The following is a 25,279-nucleotide window of genomic DNA, read 5'->3' on the forward strand; positions in this document are numbered from 1 at the left end:
AAAGCACCCCAAGTAACCAAGGGTGCTTGCTCCTGGTTTGGCCCTTCCTTCGTCAGGGTTCCTTCACTCCGGTCCCGCTCCGTGGGCCCGCCGCCATCCGCCATCCATGGCGGGGGGCAGCTCTCGCGGCATCCATGCCGCTCGGCCCACTGCGCGAGACCTGCGTTCAGCCTGCACCCAAGTCGCGATTGGTGTCGTCTGGGAGTTATGTGTTTGAAGATCAAGATCAAGATCAAAAGCAAAGCAAAGCAAAGCAAAGCAAAGCAACAGCTTCCCGGCTGAAGCCGGTCCTACGAGAGACACCGCCGGTCCCACAGGATGTCCGCGTTGCTTTTTAGTGGGACCGGCTTTAGCCGGGAAGAGGCCGGTATGGGCGCTGGCAGTTTTGCAGACACGACTACCTCCCTGTGGGAGCGAGCTTGCTCGCGAAGGCATTGGTACATCCGCCGAATAGTTGGTGTTTGCAATACGGCATTCGCGAGCAAGCTCGACTCCCACAGGGATGGTGTCCGATCCCGGATTTCCAACGCGGATTCAGCCCTGGGGGTGACGCGGAGCGTCAGAGGATGCATTCCCACGCGGAGCGTGGGTACGATCGAATGTCAGCGTTTGGACGGGCCTCTTCCCGGCTAAAGCCGGTCCCACTAAAAGCAGCGCGTGCATTCTGTGGGACCGGCTTCAGCCGGGAAGCCCTGATCTGCTCTTGATCTGCTCTTGATCTGCTTTTGATCTTCCTGCGCAAAAGGCTCAGACACCGCCAATCGCGACTTGGGTGCAGGCCGAACGCAGACGACGCGGAGTGGGCCGAGCGGCATGGATGCCGCGAGAGCGCCGTCAGGACATGGATGTCCGTTCGGCGCGGGCCCACGGAGCGTCGTCGGAGTGAGGGAACCCGACGAAGTCGGGCCAAACCAAGAGCAGGCACTTTTGCTTACTTTTGGTGCTTTTCAAAAGTAAGTCGCCGAAGGCGAAACAGTCTGCCCCCAGGCAGACGCCCTTGATCTCAAGGATCTTGATCTTGAGTTACTGCAAAGCATCACTGAGATGCCCCAACCCCGCCAGCTCCAGCTCCTGCCGGCGAATACTGTCCAGACTCACCGGCGATTCCTGCGCCCCCGGCACCGCATGCCACACCACAAAATCCCGCTGCACATCCAAAAACAAAAAGAAGTCATTGAACAACTCCGCCTGCGAAAACCGCCGCTCCAACGCATCGCGCAACTGCTCCGGACGCAAGGCCCGGCCCTCGATATGCAGCGCGATGCCCCAGTCCCGATGCTCACGTCGACTGACAAACGCCACGCCCGTCGCCACCGGCCAGATCGCCGCACGCTCAGCGGCGACGTGGGCGTAAAACGCTGCTTTTTCCGATACCCGAATCATGCTCAGTCCTTCAATGGCACCACAGTAAAATCCTGCTCATGGTCACGCTCATCAATCCCCTGACGCATGTCCGGCGGCCACCAGATCACCAGCTCCCGGTCATTGGAATCCGGCCGCTTGCACGAATAACCCGAGCAGCCATGGGTGGCACACCCCGCCAACGTGACGGTGACCAGAAACAGCAAAAGCAAACCGCGCAGGTTCATCGTGTAGCCCCCTTGAGCAGCGAAGGTCGGTTCTGTTTGGCCTTGCTCGACACCTGCGGCTGGCGCAAGGCGATGTAGATTTCGCTCTCCGCCCCCGGCTGCAGCCACGCATGGGGCCAGGCGCTGACACCCATCACCCAGCGACCCCCGCAGCGGCTTTCGTCGATGCGCACCGGTTTGCTGGTGGTGTTGCGTGCCACGACCACCGCGATGCCCCAGTCCTTGCGGGTAAACCACTGGGAACGCTGGCGATCCATGCTCAGACCAACCCCCGGATCACACAGGCTGTCCGCTTCGAACGGCAAGGTCTCGCCACTGTTGAAGCCCACCGGGGTCACGCCGTCGAGCAACTGGGTAAAGGCGTTCTGCACGTCACTGCGGGTGGGTTGTTCACCACCGTCGCGGCGTTCCTTGATGCGCTTCATCTGGTCATCGACGTCGTGGGGGTTGCCGTTCTGCACGTAGCGCGCCGGATTGATCTGATCGCCGATCAGCCGCGGCGTCAGGATGAACAGGCGCTCTCGCTGGTTCAGCTCACGAGTGCGGGACTGGAACAGCAGCTTGCCGATCACCGGGATGTCGCCCAGCAGCGGGATTTTGTTGACCTTGTCGGTGGTTTCCAGCCCGTGGAATCCGCCGATGACCAGCGAGCCATGCTCGGCGATCACCGCCTGGGTGCTGACGTTGCCCTTGCGCACCGCCGGCTGATCTTCGTTAATTTGCGAGGTGTCGATCTGGCCGTCTTCGATGTCGACGATCAGCTGCACTTGGGATTTGCCGTTCTGGTCCAGGGAGCGCGGAATCACCTGCAAGCTGGTGCCCGCCGTGATGGGCACAATGTCGGCGACGCGTTCGGAGGTGGCGGTGAGGTATTCGGTGCGGCTGAAGTCGATCACCGCCGGCTGGTTTTCCAGGGTCAGAATCGACGGATTGCCGATCACCGAGGCCGCACCGTTGCCTTCGAGGGCATGCAGGTCTGCCGAGAACTTGCCGGCGTCCTGAATGAACAGCGTGGTGCTGGTGCCTTGATCGAACAAGTTGGCGCCGCCGCTTACGCTGCCGCCTTTGAAATTCCAGCGGCTGGACAGCTGAGCCAGCTCGTTGCGATCGATGTCGAGAATCACCGCATCGATCTCGATCAGGTTACGCGGCGTGTCCAGTTCCTTGACCAGCTTCTCGTACATCGCCCGGCGCTTGGGCAGGTCATAGATCAGCACCGAGTTGTTGCGCACGTCGGCGCTGACGCGGATCTTCGAGCGGCTCGCCGATTCGCCGGACGACCCGCCGCGCTTGCCCTTGGAACCCAGCACCCGATCCAGCCCCTGTTCGATGGCGCCGGTGTCAAAGCCCTGGCTTTGCATGCCGCCGTAATTCAGGCCCGAAGACGTGTTGACGCCGCCCGCAGATCCCCCTGCGCCGCCCTGCCCTTGCAGCAGGTTGACGCCATTGATGGATTCGCCTCGGGAACGGCTTTCCAGCAATTCCTGAAGAATGCTGGCCACGCCGGCGACGGTGAGCTGTTGATCGCGATAACGAATGGTGCGGTCGGCGGCGTTGGCGTACTTCAGCGGCAGGACCACGATGTCCTGCTTCTCGGCTTTTTCCGGGGCCTCGACCTTCTTGCTGTAACTGCGCACGAAGTCGACGTACTTGGCCGGGCCGCGCACCAGCACCACGCCTTCGTCGGGCAATGCGCCCCAGCCGAAGCGTTTGTCCAGCAGGCCGACATCGGACAGCGCCTGCTGCAGGTCATCGACCGCTTCCGGCGACACTTCGATGCGCGCCGAGGTCTGCTCGCTGGTGGGGCTGATGTACAGGGTTTCGTTGTAGACGAACCACTGGAAGTGATGCTCCTGACCCAGCCGGTCGAGGAATTCCTGGGGGTTCTGCGCACGAATGCGCCCATCCAGGGTGCCCGGCATCGCTGGCATGTCCAGGCCGATGCCGAACTCCTTGGCGAAGTCTGCCAGCGCAGTCGCCAGCTCGGTCTGCCGCGCGTCGTAGGCGTAGGCGGTGTGTTTCCAGGCGTCAGGCACCGCGGCCAGCGCCGGCGCAGCGATGCCGATCATCAGCAAAGGCAACCACATTAAGGCCTTGCGCATTTCACACTCCCGGTTGCCAGGTTTTGAGGGTCGAGCGGGACGGCGAGGCGGTCGCGCTGCGAATCGAGGTTTGCATGAGGCTGAGCATCGCGGCGCGCTGATTGGCCAGGCGCTCCAGACGTTCGAGCAGTTGCGTGGGATTGCAGGGGTCGGGAATCCAGCTCACCAACACCACGCAGCGGGTGTCGGGGTCGATGGCCAGGCCGCCTTCACAAGCACAGGCCACGCCGGCACCGCCTTGGCTCAGCACGGCGTCGAGTCGTTGCGGGTCGCTGCCGTCGTAGGGATCGAGCACATCAAGGCTCAGGCGAATGCCGTTGCCCGACACCGCCAGTCGCGCGTTGGCGTCGTCGATCCAGCAGTCCAGCGGCGCGAGCGGACGTCGCTCGCACCACTGAGCGAGGATCGCGCTGAATTCACTGAATTCCATCGATGATCGCTTTGGTGATGCCGTGTTTGGCGCGCAGCCCTTCATTGAGAATCATGTTGGCGACGTTGGTCTGCTGCGAGGCATCGCTGAACGCCTGGAAATCTTCCATGGTGCCGCTTTCCGAGGCGGTTTCGGCGGCGTCCTGCATGTCGTCCTGGGCGCGGGAATAGGAGTGATCGAGGTGGTTTTGCAGGGATTTGAAACTGATCATGCCGGTGGCTCCAACTGAGGGATTCAACCCCTGAGTGGAACCTGCGGCCGCTCCGGTTCCATGAACCGTCACAACCGGGTCAAGAAAAACTCATGAAGGCGTCGACGATCCCACAAGACCACGGCGCAGGCTGTCCCAGTCGATGTCGAACGCACCGTTGGCGTCGCTCAGGCGCAAGGTCTGCGGCGCCAGCACCGGGTCACCTTTTAGCTGCCAGTGATCGGCGAAGCGACTGGCCGACAGCCACTCACCGAGGCTGCCGAGCATGTCGGGATGAGCGCTGAGCACGGCCCTGGTTTCGACGGTCTGGCCGGCGGCGAGATTCCTCATCAGCGCGCGACTGCGTTCAGCGAGTGTGGTCTGATCGAGCAACTCGGCGAGGGCTTCGTTGAGCAAGGCTTCCACCGCCTCCATCGACTCCTCGGCCAGGGCCAGTCGCTGCTGCTCCAGTTGCTGCAGAAAACCGTTGGCGCTGTCCCAGAATTGCGCCATCGCCTGATCCTTTTCGTGCTGGGCCTGGGCGTGGGCGGCCGCCAGCATCTGCTCGGCTTCTGCGCGGGCATTGTCCAGCACTTCAGCGGCGAGCACGGTACCGGCCAAGTCTTCGCGACGCAGGATGTCGGTGACCAACACGGCGGAAGAAGACAACACGAGACGACGCTTGGCGAGCATGTTCAGCTCCTGAAAAACAATGAGGTAACGGCAATCATCAAGGCGTCGTCACCCGCCATAACACCGAGTGCCACAGGGTTTGCAGCTTGTTCTCGGGCAGCGCTGCGCCGGGCGGCGGCAGGGCATCCGGCGCCCAGGACAGGCGCAGCCGCGACCAGCACGGCTCACCCGCCCACGCCGCAAGCAACAGGCGCGCATCGCTCACCGAAGCGTCCAGCCACAACCCGGGCCGCAACGCCTTGGCCACCGCCCGACACCAGGGCTCATGCACCTGCCCGGCGTCGTCAACGCTCGCCTCCCCGCCCTGGCCGAAACAGATTCGGCCCGCCAGAGACAGCGCCCGTTGCTGCTGCGCTTCATCCAGTTGCAGCCATTGCATCAGCGATTCAACGGGCGGTGGCGGTTGGCTCGGGACCACACCGACGCTGTGCAGAAAGACGTTGTGTCGGGTGCCGAGCAGCTCGGCGCAATCTTCACGGGTCACGCCGCAATGATCGGCAAACACATTGAGCCAGTCGGCGTGGGCCCATTCCCAGGGCGCACACCACCAGCGAATCCAGTGCTCCTCGGCGCCTGACATTACGCCCGCACCGGCATGCTCGTCCGGGCACTGCGGCGCAGGCCGACGCGTTGCAACAGCGCATTGCGCCAGTCGCCGCGCAGGATCAGCACGATCAAGGCAATGAGCAGCAGCGCGGCAAACGGCGCGAGCCACAGCATTCGATTCCAGAAGTCGAGGTTGGCGCTGTCGATCAGAAACGGCCCGAAATTCACCAGCCGTTCGGTGTCCTGAAACTCTGCCGCCGGCACGAACACGATGGCGAATTTTTTCGAATCCAGGGGCTCGCCGGACATCCCCGGGATGCTGCTGGCGACCATCTGCTGGATACGCCCGCGCACGCTGTCCGGATCCAGGGCCGAGGTGTGTTTGATGAACACCGCCGCCGACGCAGGCTGCACCGGCTCGCCCGGCGCGATGCGTTCGGGCAGCACGACGTGAACGCGGGCGACGATCACGCCGTCGATCTGCGACAGGGTCGCTTCCAGCTCCTGGGACAAGGCATAGATGTACCGCGCGCGCTCTTCCAGCGGCGTGGAAATCACCCCTTCCTTCTTGAAGATTTCGCCCAGGCTGGTGCGCGAGCGCCGCGGTAGACCGGCGGCATCGAGGATCCGCACGGCGCGATTGATCTCGGCGGTCGGCACGCTGATGACCACGCCGGTCTTCTCGCTGCGCTTGCGCGCGTCGATGTGCTGGTCGGCGAGGCTGGCGATCACGTCGTTGGAATCCTGCTCGGACAGCCCGGTAAACAGGTCCGTGTCATCGCTGCACCCGCTAAGCAGTAGCATCAGGCAGATCAGTCCCGCAGTCAGGTAGTTCACGGCATGCCTCTACTGCAGATTGGTCAGTTTATCGAGGGCCTGAGCGCTCTTGCTGACGACTTTGGTGGTCAGCGCCATCTGCAGCGAATACTGCGACAGCGACCGGCTCATCTGGGAAATTTCCAGCGGGTCGTCGGTGGTGGACGCACGTTTCATCTTGCGTGCGGCTTGCTGCGAAAGCTTGTCGGTGGCGCCAAGGCGTTCCGACAGCGCGCTGGCGATCTGTTCCGACAAATGACTCTGCTGCATCGACAGCTCGGGACGCATGGCGGCATTGAACAGATCGACGTCCGCCTGCGAAGGCCCGCTGACCAGTCCCTGATCCAGGCGCGGCTCAAGATCGGTGGACGGCGATTTGAGTTGGTTGACATTGGAAAGGGTCACGGGTGTTCTCCGGCAGACGGTGTCGAGGGTCGCGGCTGGGTTCAGGACAGGCTGTTGCTGGTGTTACCACCGCCCACCAGCGCCGACACGAGGGCGGAAGCGGCCTGGACCAGCATGTTTTGCTGATCGTGCTGAGCGAACGGACTGGGTTGCCCGCCTGCGCCGTTGACGCCGGCACCGTTCTGTTCAGCTTCCAGCCCTTTCTTGATCAGGCCGCTGAGCAGTTGCCCCAGGTCCTGGGTCACGCTATTGGTGGCACCGCCGGACTGTGACGCATCGTTCATCGGCGTACCGAGGCCGCCGCCAACGCTGGCGTTGACGCCCTTCTGCAGCAGGTCACCCAGCAGTTGGCCGAGGTCCTGAGTCGCGCTGTTCGGGGTCTGCGCAGCGCCGCCCGATGAATCGGTCGGGGACAGGCTGCTTACTGGATCGTTAAGCCCCGCGCCACCGCCTGCATCGCCCACGCCGTTCTGTTGCTGACCGAGCTGAGTGCCCAGCGAGTCCAGTGCCGAGCGGAATGCAGCGGTTTCCTTGCCGTCGAGGAAGGAATCTTCCTTAAGCTCGTTTTTCCAGGAGCCCGAGTCCGGCGCGGGAAATTTCTGCGGATCCTGGGCCGTACGCTGGTCCATGAATTCGGCGATTTTTTCCAGCAGCGGCATGTCGCCCTTGGAGAAGGTGGTGCCCTCGCCCTGCTTGGTCAGCAGGTCATCCAGTGACGCCTTGGCCAGACCGTTGAGGGTTTGCGACATCAGGTCGGGCGCGCCGGCACCTGCCTGGCCTGCATCGGCCGCAGCACCAAAGTTTTCGCCCAGCTTGTCTTTGATCAGGTCACCCAGGGCAGCCTTGATCATCTCCGGATTGCCGCCGATCAGCGACGCCAGCGGGTTGTTCTTCTCCATCTGCTTGCCGACCATCTGGCCCAGCGGCGACTCCTTGTCCAGGTGCCCGCCTTTGGTCAGCGCCTGAGCGAGCTGATCGATGACGTCCTTCAGCGACTGCGGGGTCTTGTCGCCGCCCAGCGCGGGCTGGGAAACCACGGTACCGATGTGCAGATTTTGCAGCGGATTGGTATTGGCATTGAGACTTAGCATGAGACCTCCATCCTCAAGTGGATGCCCCCTTTTTCAGGGGGCGCTCGGACCGATCAGTAGCTGATGCCCTTGGCGTTCTGCGCCTCGGCACTGATCGCTTTGTTGGCGCTGTCTTCCTTGCCGGAACGGATGGCGCTGAGGACGTCGTTGGTCTGCTTGCGAATGTCGGCTTCGGTCTGCATGGCAATCAGGCGCGCCTGGCTTGCATCGGCCTTCTCGGTAGCGGCGTTTTGTGCAGCTTCGGCCTTGGAAGGGGCGGCGGACTCGGTGATCTGGTTTTCCTGCTTGACGTTGGTCACAGCGCTGGCTGCCTGCTGAGTCATTTGCCCGCCCGCGTTGATCGCGCTGTTAGCGAAGCCACCGACCATTGAGATTGGATTCATGTCGAACACTCCTGAGTCATCACCAGCGAAAGTGCTTGGTGCCAATGGGTGGCCCGGACCTCGGGATCGGTTCCGCATGGGGCTCAATAAAATTCGGAATGTTCACGCAAGATGCGGACAGGGACGTGTCGACGAGCCTGTGTCGCCGGAAGCGCGCGGTGGGCGAAGGTCAGACGTCGAGTTCTTTCATGCGGTGGTAGAGCGTGCGACGGGGAATGTCGAGCTCCTGGCTCACGGCCTCGACGCTGTTGTTGTGACGCTTGAGCGCGGCCTGGATCAGCGCTTTTTCGATCACCCGCAGCTGCGATTTGAGCCCCGATGACTCGCCCTCCTCGCCGGACTCGCCGCCCAGCAGCGGAAAGCCCATGACATGACGCTTGGCCGCTGATTTCAGTTCGCGGATGTTGCCCGGCCAGTCATGGTTGAGCAGGACGTGACGCAGCACGCCGGTGGTCTCGGGCACCGAAATACCCGACTCCTGCGCCGCCGCCTCAGCGAAACGGGCGAACAGCGGAAGGATGCGGGCCCGCTGCTCGCGCAGGGGCGCCAGGGTCACGGTCAATACGTTCAGGCGGAAATACAGATCCCGGCGAAAACGCCCCTGTTCAACCATCTCGTCGAGGGAGCGCTGGGCCGAGGCGATGACGCAGACATCCAGTGCAATGGGCGTCGTCGAGCCAAGCCGTTCGACGGAGCGCGTTTCCAGCACCCGCAGGAGTTTGGCTTGCAGGCTCAGGGGCATGCTGTCGATCTCGTCGAGGTACAAGGTGCCGCCCTGCGCGGCCTCAATGTAGCCGACCCGCGCCCGGTCAGCGCCGGTGTAGGCGCCGCTGACCACGCCGAACAATTCGCTCTCGGCCAGGGATTCCGGGATGGCCGCGCAGTTCATCGCGACCAGCCGGCCCTTGCGACCGGACAGCGCGTGAATCCGGCTGGCGACCGTGTCCTTGCCGGTCCCGGTTTCGCCTGACAACAACAGGTCGATCCCCAACTGACCGAGACTGCGGGCGACCACGCGCAGGTTCGGCACCTGATGGTCGTCCTCCAGTTGCTCATCGAATAACTCGTACACACTCATCCACGACCTCTGGCATTTCAGGGTTGCGCGACATTGGCTGCGCGAGATTGGCTGCGAGGCGTCCATTGCGAAACAGCGCGCTTGGTGCGGCAGGTATGTGTGAGACGCTGGGCAGGACTCGCTTTCGTGGGACCGGCTTTAGCCGGGAAGGCGTCAGGCGCTACACCACACGATTGATACTGAACACACTGGCCTTTTCCCGGCTGAAGCCGGTCCTACGAAATCGCCGCTTCTTCCGCATCGTTCATGCCCAGCTCTTTCATCCGGTGGTACAAGGTGCGCCGGGGAATGTCGAGCTCCTGCACCACCGCTTCCAGGCTGTGCTTGTGACGCTTGAGTGCGTCTTCGATGAGCATTCTTTCGATGACCCGCAGCTGGGTCTTCAACCCCGTTTCCTGATCGCGGTCCGGAGGGGCATCGCCGCCCAGCAGCGGGAAACCCAGCACGAAACGCTTGGCCGCGGATTTCAATTCGCGAATGTTTCCCGGCCATGCATGGCTGAGGAGCAGCTGCACCAGACGATTATCCAGCGCGGGTACCGGGCAACCGAAATCGGCGGCGACTTCCTGGGTGAACTGGTCGAACAACGGCAGGATCTGTTCGCGACGCTTGCGCAAGGCTGGCATTTGAATGGTCAGCACGTTGAGCCGAAAAAACAGGTCGCGACGAAAAAGCCCTTGTTCCACGAGTTCATCCAGAGGCCGCTGCGCCGAAGCGATCACCCGAAGGTCTACCGGAATGAAGTCAGTTGACCCCAGTCGCTCGATGCCCCGGGTTTCCAGAATCCGCAACAGCTTGGCCTGCAGACTCAGTGGCATGCTGTCGATCTCATCGAGGTACAGCGTGCCGCCGCAGGCCGCCTCGATGTACCCCTCCCGGGACCGACTGACGCCGGTGTACGCGCCGTTGACAACCCCGAACAGCTGACTCTCTGCCAGGGATTCCGGAATCGCGGCGCAGTTCATGCCGATGAAGGAACCTGTCCGACCGGACAGGTCATGAATACGTTTGGCCAGCGTGTCTTTGCCTGTTCCCGTCTCCCCACACAGTAGCAAATCCATACTCAGGTTTGCGGTATTCAATGCTATCTGCTGGATATCCAGCGCTACAGTTTCAGGCTGACGCGGACAGTCGCTTACATCGATTTCTTCTCTCATCGATACCTCTTGTAGTGGGGCAAGCGATTTATTAATACCACGCATTCCAAAGGCAGCAATAATTAATTTTAGTTCCCCGGCGTCGCGAGATATACCCCAGTGATAGCACTTTGACTTTATTGAAGGATGCCAACTAATTATCTGCAAAACATTCAAACGGCTATTTCAAATTATCCCTTGCCCCCGACTGGGCGATGACTTACGTGGGAGCGCCGGGGGACTGGACTGCCTGGCGCGTGCATCACAATAGCTTAACAATCAGCGGGTTATGCTCTGCCATGGTGCACTCCGTACTGAATGGCGAGGTTGGTCCTTCCTTCGCGTCACCGTCAATCGTCAAACTTGTTAATTAAGCATGCGTAAACCTGTATCTATCGAAGGGCCGCGGTTTAACTCGACTTTGTAAACATATGACCCAAGGACCACTTACTAAACCTCGCTAACTCGCCCACCTCATATCGCGTCACCCCATTGAACTTATATAACACTTCTCAAATCATCGAAGTGAGCAAAACATTTAAAACTTATTGATTAGTTAATAACGCTGCTAGTTTAATTGTGTTCGGAAATCCGACCGTTTCAACTCGGTTTTCCGAACGCCATTTACTGTACTCCCGCGTATAGGCCTAGAACCCTTGAATCTAGCGGGTCGGGCAAAAAGCCGTTGTTCATCCGGACTATTAAACGCACAGCAAAGGTTTGCGCGTGGACACTGACTGGATAATAGGATCCAACTACGCACTGTCCCGGATGATCGCTCCGCAGGCAACGCCAATTAACCCACCGCCGTTATCCACCTACCGCCATGGATGTTTCTAATTGTGTCTTCAGCGGCAACCGGCCGCGATGTATCAGCGCTTTTACACATCGCCCGAAAGTTCGGTGAGATTCGGGTTAATTGATTGCGTGAATAAGTGCCAACCGACTGATCCGAGGGCGGAGGAAGGCTGAAAAGCAGGCAAGCAGGAATGTGTCCGGGCCGACACACGACGGGTTCATTGCTGCCAAAAATAGGCCCCAGGCGGACAATCGCCTGGCGGACGCGTTGTGTCAGGGACGAACTGTACCCGCTGGGACGGCAGCAGTGCTGACCGCCAGTGCCTCGTTACCGGGCATGACATCGTCGGTCATCTTGCCGAGGGTGGCAGAAAGCTGCTCGAACTGGTCACGGGGCACCAGCACGCGGGAGGGTCCATCGGCGGTTCTTTTGCGCAGAAACGCCGGATTGAGGTTCAACAGCACCGAGCGATCGATGCCGGCACTGACCGCGAGGCGTTCAAGGTCCACCGGCCGCGCCAGCTCCAGCACCGTGAAATACGGCGCATTGGCCACCGGGCTGAGCTTCACGCCATAGCTCTCGGGTTCGCGCACCAGCAACGACAGTGCCAGCAGGCGCGGCACGTAATCCTGGGTTTCCCTGGGCAAGCTGAGGTGCCAGTAATCCGTGGGCAGACCTCGGCGCTGATTCGCGTCGATGGCCCGGCTCACCGTGCCCTCCCCCGCGTTATAAGCCGCCATCGCCAGCAGCCAGTCGCCGCCGAACTGGGTGTGCAGACGGGTCAGGTAATCCATCGCCGCTTTACTGGACGCCACCACGTCCCGCCGACCGTCATACCAGGCGGTCTGACGCAGGTCGAAATCACGTCCGGTGGCAGCCATGAACTGCCACAGCCCCGCCGCGTTACGGATCGAATTGGCTTTGGGGTTGTAGGCGCTTTCGATGATCGGCAGCAAGGCCAGCTCTGCCGGCATCGCGCGCTGATCGAGGGTTTCGACGATGAAGTGGAGGTACGGGCTGGCCCGCTGACTGGCATTGCGGATGAACCCTGCATTGCCCAGCAGCCAGTCGCGCTGGCGCACGATGCGTTCGTTGACGCCGTTGTCGTCGGCCAGGCGAAAATCCTGTCCCATCCGCTGCCAGATATCACTGCCGTCGTAGGGTTGCGTCGGCCGTGAATACGCCACCGGTTCTGCACTGCGATGGAGCCCCGCCACCAGGCGCGGCGTGCGTTCGGTACTTGCCTCGGGCGGCCCGTAAGACTGGCAACCGGTACACAACATCGCGACAGTCAGTGAAGCAATGCGCATCGGGCGAATGACACGCAAAGCGCCCGGGTACGGGCGGAAGGCAGGCGGCATGGGAGGTCATCCTGAGAGGTTTATGCTGTGTGGCACGGCTGCCTGAACGGTTCCGTGGCGAGGGGCTGAATCGCGGAAAGTTCACGCTTCGGCCGGGCTGACAACGCCGACCGAAGCGGGTGAACGCTGGGGTTAGGTCGGCCGATAGCTGCCCGCCCCCGTGGCCGCCATGTCCCTCAATGACGGCGTGTCGCGCTCGGCCGTCAACTGCCCTTCCAGTTTGTAGCCCACAGGTGCCTGCTGGGCCTCGGCGTAGTCGAAGGTGATCTCGCCGCGCAGCCGCTCGACACTGAGGTTGCTGCCGCTGCGAAAATTGGTCCACACCCCCGGCAAGGTGAACGAGTCTTCCTTGGCCGCATTGCGGAACACCGAAATGCTCTTGATGCGCAGGTTTTGCTCATTGTCCAGAATCCTCTTCAACCCGGCGTCGGTGAGTGTCCCGGCGATGGCCTGTTGATCGATCTCGGCCTTGGCATCGTCCGTCACTTCCAGTTTGATCTCCGCCCGGGTGGTGCCCCGGCGGTCCTGCAGCTCCTTCAGCAACCCGGCCAGTTGCGGGTCCTGACTCATCAGGCCGGCGATTCTCTCGGCGTTGCCCGGGTTGGTCGTCCCCCCCAGCCAGGCGCGCACCGGATCGGTGGCACGTTTGCTGTTGCTGGCGCGGTCGATGCGGTTGACGTTGCTCTGTTTGGTCGTGAAATCCATGGTCGTCATCAGCCGGGTGTTTTGATCCGCCGCCCTGTCCTGGCGCTGGGTCTGGCTGAGGCTGTTGAGCGCCGCGTACTGCGCATTGGTCAACGGTTCGGCGAACGGGATCGTCACCCTGGCGTAGGTCGAGGCCAGCGCATCCAGTTGCGCCTTTGCGTCCTTGCCCGACAGGTCGGGCGCCTCGATCAGCGGAAACGCCTTTTCCAGTGTGCTGGCCAGTGCTTTGGTCTCCGCCGGCAGCAACGGCAAGGTGTCCTTGAAACGGATATCAAACGCTTTGCCGGTCTTGTTCTCCACCACGACGCTGGCAGTGACACCCGTCGGTATCCCGCCCGACAGAAACACGTGGTTAGGCTGCGAGCTAAAGGCTGCATCGAACAGCCGCGCATAGGCAGTCGCGCCGCCCTTCTCCAGAAAACGCACCCTGTTGTCGCTGCGGATGTCGGTGCGCAAACCGTCCGACCCGCGCCCTTCCACCCGCTCCCGCTCGTAGCTGGCCAGGTTGGCGGTGCCCACGGCACCCGCCGAAACACGCAAGAAGCCCTTGACCGGCTTCGCGCCTATCTGCCCTGCATTGAGCCGGTATTCGGCGCCAAGATTAAGGTCCACATCGGCGTTGTGCTTGGTGCCGGTGCGCACTTCCTGCTCGGAGCTTTCATCCAGGAAAGACAGGGGATGCAGCCGGCTGGCCACCGCCCCCTGCGCGTCGCCACTCTTTTGCAACGGTGTGCTGGTCAGGTCGCGCACGAAGCCTTCGATGTCCTCGTCGCGCACGAAAAAACTCAGCGCGTTGCTCTCGGTGTATTTGTATTTGAGGTCGGCACTGACGCCTAACCAGCTGCCGTTCTGTATCAAGTTGGCGGAGGTGTCCTGTTTCGGCGCGGCGTGATCGGCAAAGCCGGCGCCGAAGCCAATGTTGCCGCCGCCCGCCACGGCGCCGTCGCGGTTCATCGAGACCTTGAGGCCGCGCTCGTACCGGGTGAAGGTCAGGCCATAAGTACGCTCCGGCTCGACGTTGACCCGTCCGCCCAGGTACGCAGGTCCTGTGACCGGGCCGCTGACGCCAGCGTTGACGTTGCCGGCATAGTTGCGACTGATTTTCAGGTTCTCCCGGGGTTTGAGCTGACGCAGCGCCGTGCTGAGCTCTTCACTCATGCGCGCGGGCGGGACGTCCATCCCGGCGCGCAGGTTCTGCGTCATCGGGTGCTTTTCATCGCGGAAGTATTTGAGCATCGTCTTGCTGGCGTCGTAGCTGGCCTCAAGTTCCGTGTGGCTGCGAAACCCGGCGTCGGTGTATTTCTTCAGCGGCGCGTTGGCGTATTCCTTGGCGTACGTCTGCTCAAGGGTATTTGCCACGCCATCGAGCAGCGCGTTCGAGGCATTGCCTTCGCGGGCGGCCGCCGTGAGCAGGTCAAGCTGTTGATTCAACTGAAAGAGCACATCGGCGTTAAGCGCCAGCCGCGCCTTCACCAGCGCCTGCGCATCGCCACGGTCGCGATCACCCTCGGGCTTGCGATGGCCGACCTGAAAGCGCTGGGACGTCAACTGTTCAAGTAACCCGTTCAGCGGTGTCCCGGTCACGCCGGAAACCGCCAGGGAGTGCGCCAGCCCGGCAACCATGTCATTGGCAACCGGTTTGGACGGCGTGAAGGTCGGGTTGTCCTGCCCGTCGCTCATCAGCACGCCATGGTCCTGGGCCAGCGAACGCAGCAACCGCTCGGTGTCTTCGGCAACCGCTTGGGTGGCTCGCTCTATGACGTCGGCGAGCAAGTCAGCCTTGGGGTTCTTGATGAAAGCGCCGTTGCCGCGAATCTGCTCCAGTCGCTCGCTCATCGCCGGGACCCTGGACGTGGGCCTCGTTCTCCAGCGTTGATCCAGTCGCGCCAGCATGTCCGATTCGGTTTGATAGACCTCCGCCAGACCTTTACGGCCCTTAAAGGCATGAGTGGCCTTGTCGAACGGCTTGCGCAGGCCCGACCCGACGCGCAGGTGCGACCTCAGGTAGTTCAACGGGCCGGGCGTGGCTTCCCGGGGCGTGACCGTTTCCATGTTCGCCCGCCCCAGCACGGCAGCGTTGACCTTGAGATTGCCGTGGCGGGTAAACCGACCCAAGGCGTCTTCGCGATCGGCGAGGCGTTGATGCAAGGCATGCTGTCGGGTCAACTTAGCGTCCTGCGGCGCAGGCGCAGTCAGGCTTCCATCGGTACCCAATTGCTGCTCGGTGGTGCCATGCTTCAGCAGCAACGCCCCATCGGGGGCAGTGCGAATGCTGTCCACCGAGACACCCGCTGGCAGATTCGGCTCAACCAGTTCCCAGGCGGACTGATCCTGGTGATGAACCCCCAAGCCCTGCTTGCCGCCCTGCCAGTGCTGCGCCGCCATGCGAAACAGCGCGCCGGCCTTGAGCACGTAGAGATCGCCGCCCGCGATGGTCATGTCCTGGATGTGACGTTGGTCGACCTCATGGGGATCCGGAATGCCCAGCGTTTCGTCGTCGCCAAAGCCCGGCAACGGCGGCAGCGCCTGGCGCGTGCCTTTCTGGTCGTGGGCGCGCAGGTGTCCGTCGCTCAGGGTGACGTAACGATCATCGTTGAGCACCGCGATTTTTTCCGCGACAACATCGTGGGCGCCCCGAAGTGTCGCGCCCGCTTTCACCTCGGTGCCATGCCCGATGGTGAGGTCCGGGCCGCTGCCCATCGTTCGCGACAGCGCCTGGGCCTGCACCGCCAGACGCTTGACCGCCCCTTCTTTGTCGACCACATAGGCGAAGCCATCGTTGCCCTGATGCAGGTCTTGCAGATTCGACTCCGAACCTTTGCTCCACTCATCGGTTCTCGGGTCCTTCACCAGCAGCTGACCGTCTTTGTGCGCCACGCTGCCACCGTCCAGATGGATCATCTCGTGGGCGTCGGGTACCAGCGTCGGCAAATTCCGTTGCTTGACCACCGCCGTGGACTGACTGAGGTTCCAGCCCGGCACGAAATCACCCTTGGTCGCGTCCCATTGAGCGGTGTGCTCCTTGCCATGAACGTCCTTGAACCGCGCGTTCAAGTTGCCGGCCTGGTCATTGAACAGACCGCTGAAGGTCAGCTTGCCAAACTCCGCGATCGCCAACTCCGTCGCTGCATGGGGCTGTAGATTCAGTGTGTCCGGCCACGGGTCGCCAGTCGGCAACCGACCTCTGTACAAACGCCCGCCGCCGTCGACCATCAGTAAATGGGATCCGGCGGTACCGATGGCTGAAGGCTTGTCGGCTTTTTTATCACCCAACGGCGCGTTGTTGAGGGTCAGTTCCGTGGAGCGACCTTCCGGCTCCTCCAGGTGAACAGCCCCGTCGTGGGTCGACACCCCCAGCAACTCGTTGCCTTGTACCGCCGTCGCACTGACCGGATGGGCAAACATCACGCGCGCTGGCTGACTGTCGCCCAGCTTCCAGACAACGCCTGCTTCATCGAGGACGTGGACATCGTTGCCATCAAGGCTCAATGATTTGAATTTGCCCTCGTGGCCATCGGGCAGTCCGGCGGCGTGCCAGCTGGCGTCGCCGCCAAAGCGGAAAAGCTGCTTGTCATGAAGGGTCCAGACGTCCCTGCCAGCGCCCTCGAAAATGCCACTTTTCTGAGCCAGATGACCCTTGTCGAAGGGGATCGGTGGCGGCGTGCCGCCGGCGCGATGAGGCCTGGAAGCAACATAGGCATGAACCGTATGCGCGGACGCATCGGCCCTGACGGCAAAGCCCTGGGCGTCGATCAACTGACCGCCCGGATGCTGGGCAAACGACTGACCCGGCTTGTTGAGGATCTCGCTCAACAGGCGCTGTTCGTTGTCCAGCCCTCCAATGGTCGCCCTGTCGCTGACCTCCACCCGCCCCTGCGCATTGACCGCCAGGGCGAGACGAGTCGGTGGGCCCAACGGCTGCAGGGGAACGCCGGGGTTTGGTCCGGCGGCAGGCTGCTGCGCGCCGTCATGGCGGCGAAAGACCGAGGCACCGAAGTGTTGAAGCGATCGCAACGGGTTATCAAAGCGCATGAGCAGGCATCCATGGAAGCGTCCGCCTGTGTGGCTGCCGATGCCCGAAGGGTTCCCACCACATGCAGCGTTTTTACCTGCCGCCTTGCCTGCTCTCTCTATAAGGAAGCTCGTTCCTCACGAATGCATCACCTTGTCGTGATCGCGAACGCTGTATTTCACCACGCCCCAGATCAGCAACTCGTCGCCTTCCATGACGTAGCGCGGCGGGTATTTGCTGTTCTCGGATTTGAGGATGACCTCGTTGCCCCGCATGTGCAGGCGCTTGCAGACCGGTTCGGTATTCAGCGCGGCGATGACGATGTCGCCATGCTCGGCATACAGGCTGCGGTCGACGATCACCAGATCGCCGCAATAGATGCCCGCGCCCTGCATGCTGTCGCCTTCTATCTTCACGAGGTAGACGTGGGGCGCGCGGATGTCGAACAGCTCGTCCAGCGAGATGTGCCGCTCGATGTGATCGGCCGCCGGCGAAGGAAAACCCGCCGGCACCTGAAAGGCGTAAAGGGGAAACCGTTCGCCCGCTGCCGACAACCGGCCAAGGATGGTGACACTCATGAGACTGACCTTGTGTTTGTTAACTGTACGTATATACAGTTAACGTTCTCAGCCGCGCGCGGTCAATCTGGTAGGCAGGAAAATTCGACGGGTGACACATGTGCGGACGCTACTCGATCTACGAGCCAATGGACCATTACCTCAAGACGCTGGCGCCAGAGCAGTTGGTCATCAACGGCTATGATCTCTGGCCCATCGAGCGTTACAACGTGGCGCCGACCACCCGCGTTGAAATCATCCGGCCGGTCGCTGACGGTCTGAGCGTCGACAAAGTACGCTGGGGCTGGTCGCCCTCCTGGGCAAAGGGCAAACGGCACGACCCGATCAATGCGCGGGTCGAAACCGTGATGACGGGCAAATTCTTCAAAGAACTGTGGCCGGAAGGTCGCGCGCTGGCCCCGGCCAACGGCTGGTTTGAGTGGGTCAAAGACCCGAACGATGCAAAGCGCAAACAGCCTTGGTTCATCCATTTGAAAGACCGACAGCCTATGTACTTCGCCGCGCTGGGACAGGTCAGGCCCGGGCTTGAACCGGACGAACGCGACGGCTTCGTCATCATTACGGCTGCGAGTGACGCCGGCATGCTCGACATCCACGACCGTCGCCCGCTGGTGCTGACGCCGGAGCTCGCTCGGGAGTGGATCGATCCGCAAACGCCGGCATCACGGCTTGCGCAAATCGCTCAGGACGGTTGCCGACCGGTCAGTGATTTTCGCTGGCACGCGGTGGGCAGAGACGTGGGTAATGTGCGCAACGACGGCGCCAGGCTGATCGAGCCCCTGGAGGGGCCCGATCTGGCAGAGAGTCAAACCACGCTCGACTTTTGATCGCTGCATTGCGCGGTCAAACGTTGCACGACAGCTGCGTGATCAGAGCGTCCACTTCACCGAGAACATCAGGTTGCGCGGATCGCCGTAAACGCCGGTGCCGGACTCTTTCGGGATGCCCTGCCAGTAGCGCTTGTCGAAGAGGTTGTTGACGTTGACCCGGCCGTCCCAGTGCTCGTTCAGCTTGTAGCCGGCCATCAGACCGACGATGCCGTAAGCGTCCTGATCCGCCTGACCGTCGCCGACGCGGTTGAAGGTCTTGCTCTGGGCCAGCACGTCAGCCCCCACTCGCCATTTGTGCAGCTCGCCGGGCAAGGTGTAGCTGGTCGCGGCTTTGAACAGATGCTTCGGCTGCTCGGGGGCGAACAGTTTGCCTTCGTTGCTTTTGATGCCGTCTTCGACAAACTGACTCAGCACGTAGGTGTAGGATGCCGAGACCTGCCAGTCCGGCGTCAGCGCGCCGCTCAGCTCGGTGTCGATGCCGCGGCTGCGCACCTTGCCCGCCGCGCCATAGCAACTGGTCGCCGGGAAGCCCGGGCAAGTAGCGGCACTTTGATTTTCCTCCTGATAGGCGCGGTTCTCTTGCTCCATTTCAAACAGCGCCACCGAGGCGTTCAGCGCACCGTCGAAATACTCACCCTTCAGGCCGATCTCGTAGTTTTTGCCGGTCATTGGCTTCAGCACCGAGCGCGATGAATCCGTCTCGGTCTGCGGCTTGAAGATTTCGGTGTAACTGGCGTAGGCCGAGTATGTCTCGTTCAGGTCATAAATGACGCCGGCGTACGGCGTGACTTCGCGGACCACCTTGTAATCGCCATCGCCCACGCGGTTGTCGTAGTCATACCAACTGACGCGGCCGCCGAGGATGACGTGCAGCGGGTCGATCGGGTTCAGGCGCGCGGCGGCGTACACGCCTTCTTCGGTGGCGGCGTTGCGGGTTTCATACAGGCTGGTGTCGACGTCAGGTTTGGGCAGTGAATGGGTCGGGTTGTAGAGATCGATCGGCGTGCCATCGGTCCAGCCGCCCCACTGGTGAAACTTCTCCTGCCGGTGACTCACGCCCACGACCAGCTCATGCTCGCGACCAAACATCTGAAACGGCCCGCTGAGGGAGGCGTCGAGGTTGGTCTGGTCATCGTCGTCGCGATACTTGCCGTGGTATTGCTGAAAGCCCAGACCGTCGTAGTTGCCGATGTAGCTGGAGAAGGTGTCTGCTTCGGCCCAGATCTTCTGCCCGGCGAGCTTGGCCGACCAGCCGTTGTCGAAACGGTGGGTGACGTCGGTGAAGAACATGATGTTGTCTTTGTTCCAGTACGACCAGTCGTTGCTGAGGAACGTCGAACGCTTGAGGTGCAGGTCTTCGCCGTTCGGACCACTGGGCAGACCGCCCCAGTCCGAGGTGTTGTCGTCACGCTGCTTCGACGCGCCCACGGTCCAGGTGGTCGAGTCATTGAGGTCGGCTTCGAGAATCCCGTAAAAGGTCTGGCGCTGGTTCTTGCGGATGTCGGAGAAGCTCTTGTCGTCTTCGTACGCCGCCACCACGCGGCCGCGAACAGTGCCGGAATCATTGAGCTTGTTCGAGGCATCGACCTCGGTGCGGTAGCGGTCCCAACTCCCAGCGCTGGTGGTCACGCTGACCTGTGGCACGGCGGTGGGATGCTTGCGCACCAGGTTCAACGTCGCTGCCGGGCTGCCCGCGCCGGTCATCAGTCCCGTCGCCCCGCGCACCACTTCGACGCGGTCATACATGGCCAGATCCGCGCCGGAAATCACGTCCTGGGTGTACGCGCTGATGCTGCTCGGCAGCCCGTCGTACATGATGTTGTCGATCTTGAAACCGCGCGCCAGGAACTCCTGACGGTCCGACGCCGTTCGGTGCAGCGTCACGCCCGGCGCGTACTTCACCACGTCGTTCAGGTCGTTCATGCCCTGATCGTCCATGCGCTGGCGGGTGATCACACTCACCGACTGCGGCGTCTCGCGGATGGACAACGGCAGCTTGGTCGCCGTGTTCATGGAACCCGTTGTGTAAGAGCCCGAACTTTCCGTGGTCGCCTGCCCCGCGAGGCCGTAATCGGCGTTGATGCTCAGGCCTTCCAACGCGACTGCGCCCGGCGCCGAGTTGGCGCTGTCACTGCCTGATTGAGCGGGCGAGGTCGCCGATGGCCGATCGGGCAAATCCTGCTGCACTGGCGCTGCGATGGACTGGCTGGAGAAACCAAGGGCGACGAGTGCCGACAAAGCTGGCAGGACGGGACGTAGCATCGGGTGCTTCCTGGAGAGGACGAAGGCGTGCTGATCTGCGGCACGGCACCCTGAAGAGCGACGTTCCGCATGGCGAAAAGCTATGAGGGCGCCGATCGTAACAACTTTTTTATAAATTGGTAATGCAAAGCGTTATCAGGTGTTAGAGGTTCTGATTCTGTTTCGCAAGCAACTACCGGTTGCGGTCCTAGGCCTGTCAAGCACTGTGATCGGTGTGTTTACGGGCCCTTCGGCACAACATCACTCACCGCCGGCTTTACGCACTCGAACATTTTCAAAGGACAGATAAATTGTCTCTAAAGATTTCCATTCAGCGGGTTCGTGCCTGGGCAGGTCTTTTGAGAGACGCGCCGCCTTATAGGGCGCACGTGCCAGACGACGGCGTGCCTCGCAAAACCTTTGAAACGCTTCGCCTCATGCCGTCGCTTGCCGCCCGCGATTGAACAGCTTGGGGCCGAGCAAGTTTACCGTCAGACCCAGCATCACAAGCACACCGCCCGCGCATTGCAGCACGCTGAGTCGCTCGCCCAGCACCAACGCTGAGGAACTGAGGCCGACCACCGGCACCAGCAGGGAAAACGGCGCGACTTTACCCGCAGGGTAGCGCGACAGCAGCTTGCTCCAGCTGATGTAGCCGAAGAGCGTGGCGACGAAGGCCAGATAAGCCAGGGACAGCACCGAGCTCCATCCCAGATTGAGCAGTGAATGCTCAATGAGCGCTGGCCCCTCCAGCCACAACGACATGGCGAGGAACGGCAGCGGCGGCACGATCGCCCCCCAGACGACCAGGGCGACGAGATCGACGTTCCCAAACCGGCGCGTGATGATATTGCCCAACGCCCACATCGACGCCGCGCACAACACCAGCAACACCGCCAGCAGTGGAGTTGCGGCCCCCGTGCCCATGCCGATGAGGGTGAGCCCGCCTGCGGCGATCAATAAGCCAGCCACGCTGTACACGCGTAATTTCTCACCGATGAATATCGCGGCGAACAGCAGGGTAAAGAATGCCTGCGCCTGCAGGAGCAAGGAGGCCAGCCCCGGTGGCATCCCACGGGCCATGCTCTCGAACAGAAAGGCGAATTGGCCGAAAGAAATGGTCGCTCCATACGCAAGCAGCCAGAACCACGGCAGCTTTGGACGGCGGATGAAAAACACGGCGGGAATCGCGACCAGCGTGAACCGCAGCGCGCCGAGCAACATCGGCGGCAGGCCATCCAGGCCGTATTTGATCACGATGAAATTCAAACCCCACGCAATGATGACGAGCAATGCCAGGCACAGGTCTTTAAACGGCATGGGGTTCCTTGGGAGGTGACTGCAGCGCGCTGCTGGGCGAAATGGGCACGTCGAATTGTGCAGGAGCACACGGATGTGTTCAACCGAACGGGCGTTGCAGGGGGTTCGCATGCTTTTCTCGGCGGCTCACGCCGCTATTCTGCGGCCCTGAGCACTTGCTGCTACCCATCAACGATAAATCTCCGGTTGAGTGCTACCCCTTCTAAAACCGGGAACTAACGGCTCAGGCCATTCTCGGAATAACGTGAATGGGGCTCTCTGGGAATGATGCCGGAGCAACAACCCTGGTGTAACACTGCCGCGCTGTTTCGCAGATCGCAGACAGAAGCCCCGGCCGCGCCATGCTGGCGCGGCCATCCACCCAGCAAAGGAGCCGCATCGATGGACTTTAAAGACGTAGCCGAAGTGATCACCACCAGCAGCACCTCGGGTGCCAACGATCTATTAGGCAAAGGCTGGAAATTGCTTGCCGTAGTGGCGGGCAACAGCGGGCCGGATTTCGTGTTTGGCCGACACAAGGATCAACCAAAGCTGGCCGGCAAGAAAAACGCCGGCGAGCTTCTGGGCGACGCCGACCTCTAAGGGAATGCGCCGGGAAGCCAGCTGCCTCAATTGAGGTAACGACAACCTTGACGTTCAGTCGAGATACGTCGGCTTCCCTAGACTTTAAATTGACCCATCAGGGCTTGCTGGTGGTTGGCCAGTTTATTCAACATTTGACTCACCTGCGCCGACTCGCCCGCCTGCAGGGAAATGCTCTCCGTCACGTCGCGAATAGCGGCCACATTACTGTTGATCTCTTCCGCCACCAGACTTTGCTCTTCGGCGGCGCTGGCGATCTGCAGGTTCATGTCCGTAATCATCCCGACCGCGGCACTGATGCGCCTGAGCGCACTCACTGCAAGCTCCACTTGGCGTACGCTGTTCTGCGCCTGTTCATGGCTCGTGCCCATGGTACCCACGACTTCGCGCGTGCCACTTTGAAGGCCTTCGATAACCTGGCGGATTTCTTCAACCGAATCCTGGGTGCGTTTGGCAAGGTTGCGCACCTCGTCAGCCACCACAGCAAAACCACGCCCGGCCTCACCGGCACGGGCAGCTTCAATGGCCGCGTTGAGTGCCAGAAGGTTGGTCTGATCAGCAATCGAGCGGATCACTTCCAGTACAGAGCCGATCTGTTGGCTGCTGTTGGAAAGACCCTCGACCTCCCCCATCGCCTCAGTCATCTTGTCGGCCAGCGATTCAATGGCCGTGGTGGTGGTGTCGATGACGGCCAGCCCTTCATGGGTCGCGTCATCAGCACTGCGGGCGGCTTCGGCGGCTTGCGCGGCATTGTGCGCGACATCATGGGCGGTGGCGCTCATTTCCTGAAAAGCGGTTGCCACCTGATCCACTTCACGCAGCTGCTGTTGCATCCCGTCGCTCGTTTGTTTTGCGATGGCGGCCGACTGGTCAGCGGTGGCACGTGCGTCCAGCACGGATAGCTTCACGTCGGCAATGATCGGCTGCAGCTTGTCGAGGAAACGGTTAAACCAGCCAGCCAACTTGCCCAGCTCGTCTTCCTTTTTGTAATCCAGGCGCCGAGTAAGGTCACCTTCGCCGGTGGCGATGTCCTTGAGCATATCGGCTACTTTCAGAATTGGGCGAGTTACGCCACGGGCGGTCAGCCACATGAGTGCCAGACCGGCAATAACGGCCAGCAAGCCGATGCCCAGCGCCATACGGCTGTCGCTGGAGCGACGGCTGTCAAGTTCGGCTTCAAGCTGCCTCGCCGGCGCGGTGAGGATTTCTTCTGGCACTTCGAGCAGGACACTCCAGGGCTTGGCGCCTGGAATGGGTAGCAGCGGTTCCAGCACCTGCAGCATCGGCCCCTGATGCAGCATCTGCGAGCGACCACCCGCCGTCAGGCGAACGAGCTCATCACTCTGGGCACCAAAGCCGGTGCTTAAGGGTTTGCCCAGTAACGAGGCATCGCCACTATGGGCAGCGAAAAGACCCAAGGGACTGACAATACTGATGTGGCCATGGCCGTCGTACAGCTCGGCATTTGCCTGGTTGCTGATCTCTTGAAGGCTGGCCAGGCTAATGTCAGCCCCGACCACACCCACGACCTTGCCCTCTACGACAAGCGGGACAGCAATGCTGGTCATTAAAGTTTTGACGTCGTCCACTTCATCTACATAGGGATCGAGTACGCAGGTTTTTCCGCTGGCAACAGGGCAGGTGTACCAAAAATTATAAGGAGCGCCGTTGCTCATCACTGTGGTGTCAGTGAGTACTTTTTCCTTCATGGCCTCGGCTTCGAGTGTTCCGTCACTGGACTGTGACCAGTACAGGGCGAAGCGGCCTTTTTCATTACTGCCTAAAGCCGGCTGGTCTACAAACTGCTCGTCCTCCCCATCAAGACCATTGGCCTCGAATACCACATACAGCCCCAGCAGATTGGGGTTGCCTTGAAGAGCATTGTGTATCTGTGAGGACAGATCAGCACGCACGGAAGCCGGGGCGATGCCGTGCTGCCGGGCCTGGGCCATCAGCATCTTCACTTGCCGGGCAAAACCGTCGCTGTATTGGTAAACGTCCATGAAATAACGCTGGATGCGCAGGGCTTGGCTCTCGCCGCGAGCCGCCATGCGCTTCTGCGCGGACTCCCGGAGCATGGCGGTGCTGGAAGCCTGGACGACCTGGGCACTGCGTTGCGACTGATACAACGAAGCACCGACCAGCAGCGTCACGATGAACAACAGACAAAGGGCTGCGAGCAGCGTGATTTTCCACTGAATAGAGAAGCGATTGAACATGGGTGTGCCTTGGATGCATCGAACGTGCAACTTATATCGGCGCGGCCGCTTGATTCCTAAATCGACTGCAGCGCCATCGCCCTTGGCGCCGACCGTTTTACCGATATTTTTGAGGGGTGGGTAAATCAGTAGGCTTGCGAAAAATGGCGAAGCCATTGACGGTGAAGGGCCCG

General features: G+C 61.5%; 20 protein-coding genes and 2 pseudogenes. 2 read left to right on the forward strand and 20 right to left on the reverse strand.

Going from position 1 to position 25,279, the window contains the following annotated elements; translation table 11 throughout:
* Positions 1 to 1,023 precede the first annotated feature (1,023 nt).
* The 16 genes and pseudogenes from AC3ISG_RS16670 to AC3ISG_RS16745 all read right to left on the reverse strand — a co-directional run bounded on the left by AC3ISG_RS16670 (position 1,024) and on the right by AC3ISG_RS16745 (position 17,914).
* On the reverse strand, positions 1,024 to 1,383 hold the full coding sequence (locus tag AC3ISG_RS16670) for a type III secretion protein HrpV (protein WP_489297496.1): 360 nt from the start codon (positions 1,381 to 1,383) through the stop codon (positions 1,024 to 1,026).
* A gap of 2 nt (positions 1,384 to 1,385) precedes the next feature.
* The gene (hrpT, locus tag AC3ISG_RS16675) at positions 1,386 to 1,589 is read right to left on the reverse strand and encodes an HrpT family type III secretion system protein (protein ID WP_065989225.1); all 204 of its coding nucleotides are present in this window, start codon (positions 1,587 to 1,589) and stop codon (positions 1,386 to 1,388) included.
* On the reverse strand, positions 1,586 to 3,691 hold the full coding sequence (sctC, locus tag AC3ISG_RS16680; RefSeq protein WP_205484171.1) for a type III secretion system outer membrane ring subunit SctC: 2,106 nt from the start codon (positions 3,689 to 3,691) through the stop codon (positions 1,586 to 1,588). The genes hrpT and sctC overlap by 4 nt, the downstream gene beginning before the upstream one ends.
* A 1-nt stretch (position 3,692) precedes the next feature.
* Positions 3,693 to 4,121, reverse strand: a complete 429-nt coding sequence (locus AC3ISG_RS16685) for a type III secretion system chaperone family protein (protein ID WP_122536375.1) — start codon at positions 4,119 to 4,121, stop codon at positions 3,693 to 3,695.
* Positions 4,108 to 4,332 carry a type III secretion protein gene (locus tag AC3ISG_RS16690; protein WP_065989219.1) on the reverse strand — a complete coding sequence of 75 codons (225 nt, stop codon included), beginning with the start codon at positions 4,330 to 4,332 and terminating at the stop codon, positions 4,108 to 4,110. Before AC3ISG_RS16690 ends, AC3ISG_RS16685 begins: the two co-directional genes overlap by 14 nt.
* Positions 4,333 to 4,422: 90 nt before the next feature.
* Positions 4,423 to 5,004 (reverse strand): type III secretion system stator protein SctL, encoded by a 582-nt coding sequence (gene sctL / locus AC3ISG_RS16695; protein ID WP_489297497.1) that lies wholly within the window; start codon positions 5,002 to 5,004, stop codon positions 4,423 to 4,425.
* A 37-nt stretch (positions 5,005 to 5,041) separates the two neighbouring features.
* The gene (locus AC3ISG_RS16700; RefSeq protein WP_205484178.1) at positions 5,042 to 5,584 is read right to left on the reverse strand and encodes a type III secretion protein; all 543 of its coding nucleotides are present in this window, start codon (positions 5,582 to 5,584) and stop codon (positions 5,042 to 5,044) included.
* Positions 5,584 to 6,387 (reverse strand): type III secretion system inner membrane ring lipoprotein SctJ, encoded by an 804-nt coding sequence (sctJ, locus tag AC3ISG_RS16705; RefSeq protein ID WP_122536372.1) that lies wholly within the window; start codon positions 6,385 to 6,387, stop codon positions 5,584 to 5,586. The genes AC3ISG_RS16700 and sctJ overlap by 1 nt, the downstream gene beginning before the upstream one ends.
* Positions 6,388 to 6,396: 9 nt before the next feature.
* The gene (gene sctI, locus AC3ISG_RS16710) at positions 6,397 to 6,771 is read right to left on the reverse strand and encodes a type III secretion system inner rod subunit SctI (RefSeq protein WP_065989211.1); all 375 of its coding nucleotides are present in this window, start codon (positions 6,769 to 6,771) and stop codon (positions 6,397 to 6,399) included.
* Between the two features lie 41 nt (positions 6,772 to 6,812).
* Complete coding sequence (locus AC3ISG_RS16715; protein ID WP_489297498.1) at positions 6,813 to 7,862, reverse strand: type III secretion system effector HrpZ; 1,050 nt, start codon at positions 7,860 to 7,862, stop codon at positions 6,813 to 6,815.
* A gap of 53 nt (positions 7,863 to 7,915) precedes the next feature.
* Complete coding sequence (locus AC3ISG_RS16720; RefSeq protein WP_163022184.1) at positions 7,916 to 8,245, reverse strand: type III secretion system major pilin HrpA; 330 nt, start codon at positions 8,243 to 8,245, stop codon at positions 7,916 to 7,918.
* A gap of 169 nt (positions 8,246 to 8,414) precedes the next feature.
* Positions 8,415 to 9,323, reverse strand: a complete 909-nt coding sequence (locus tag AC3ISG_RS16725; protein WP_172611489.1) for a sigma 54-interacting transcriptional regulator — start codon at positions 9,321 to 9,323, stop codon at positions 8,415 to 8,417.
* A gap of 215 nt (positions 9,324 to 9,538) precedes the next feature.
* The gene (locus AC3ISG_RS16730; protein WP_489297499.1) at positions 9,539 to 10,480 is read right to left on the reverse strand and encodes a sigma 54-interacting transcriptional regulator; all 942 of its coding nucleotides are present in this window, start codon (positions 10,478 to 10,480) and stop codon (positions 9,539 to 9,541) included.
* Positions 10,481 to 11,539: 1,059 nt separating this feature from the next.
* A pseudogene (locus tag AC3ISG_RS16735) lies at positions 11,540 to 12,619 on the reverse strand (transglycosylase SLT domain-containing protein); the annotation flags it as partial.
* A 132-nt stretch (positions 12,620 to 12,751) separates the two neighbouring features.
* Entirely contained in the window at positions 12,752 to 17,356 is a 4,605-nt protein-coding gene (locus AC3ISG_RS16740; protein WP_489297500.1) for an AvrE-family type 3 secretion system effector, read from the reverse strand.
* A 117-nt stretch (positions 17,357 to 17,473) separates the two neighbouring features.
* On the reverse strand, positions 17,474 to 17,914 hold the full coding sequence (locus tag AC3ISG_RS16745; RefSeq protein WP_122625290.1) for a LexA family protein: 441 nt from the start codon (positions 17,912 to 17,914) through the stop codon (positions 17,474 to 17,476).
* Between the two features lie 98 nt (positions 17,915 to 18,012).
* Here AC3ISG_RS16745 and AC3ISG_RS16750 point away from each other — a divergent pair, with 98 nt between their 5' ends.
* On the forward strand, positions 18,013 to 18,741 hold the full coding sequence (locus tag AC3ISG_RS16750) for an SOS response-associated peptidase family protein (RefSeq protein ID WP_489297501.1): 729 nt from the start codon (positions 18,013 to 18,015) through the stop codon (positions 18,739 to 18,741).
* A 42-nt stretch (positions 18,742 to 18,783) separates the two neighbouring features.
* Here AC3ISG_RS16750 and AC3ISG_RS16755 read toward each other — a convergent pair whose 3' ends face one another.
* Together AC3ISG_RS16755 and AC3ISG_RS16760 are read right to left on the reverse strand one after the other, a co-directional pair.
* Positions 18,784 to 21,006, reverse strand: coding sequence for a TonB-dependent siderophore receptor (locus AC3ISG_RS16755; RefSeq protein ID WP_489297502.1), 2,223 nt, complete (start codon positions 21,004 to 21,006; stop codon positions 18,784 to 18,786).
* A gap of 414 nt (positions 21,007 to 21,420) precedes the next feature.
* Complete coding sequence (locus AC3ISG_RS16760) at positions 21,421 to 22,305, reverse strand: EamA family transporter (protein WP_122536361.1); 885 nt, start codon at positions 22,303 to 22,305, stop codon at positions 21,421 to 21,423.
* 381 nt (positions 22,306 to 22,686) lie between these two features.
* On the opposite strand from AC3ISG_RS16760, the gene AC3ISG_RS16765 reads away from it, so the two are divergent.
* Positions 22,687 to 22,887: a hypothetical protein gene (locus AC3ISG_RS16765; RefSeq protein WP_489297503.1), complete on the forward strand. Its 201-nt coding sequence runs from the start codon at positions 22,687 to 22,689 to the stop codon at positions 22,885 to 22,887.
* A gap of 77 nt (positions 22,888 to 22,964) precedes the next feature.
* Here AC3ISG_RS16765 and AC3ISG_RS16770 read toward each other — a convergent pair whose 3' ends face one another.
* Together AC3ISG_RS16770 and AC3ISG_RS16775 are read right to left on the reverse strand one after the other, a co-directional pair.
* The gene (locus AC3ISG_RS16770; RefSeq protein WP_489299550.1) at positions 22,965 to 23,720 is read right to left on the reverse strand and encodes a methyl-accepting chemotaxis protein; all 756 of its coding nucleotides are present in this window, start codon (positions 23,718 to 23,720) and stop codon (positions 22,965 to 22,967) included.
* Between the two features lie 102 nt (positions 23,721 to 23,822).
* Positions 23,823 to 25,262 (reverse strand): annotated as a pseudogene (locus tag AC3ISG_RS16775) (cache domain-containing protein); the annotation flags it as partial.
* Positions 25,263 to 25,279 lie beyond the last annotated feature (17 nt).

The organism is Pseudomonas sp. GL_135 (genome assembly GCF_057834665.1).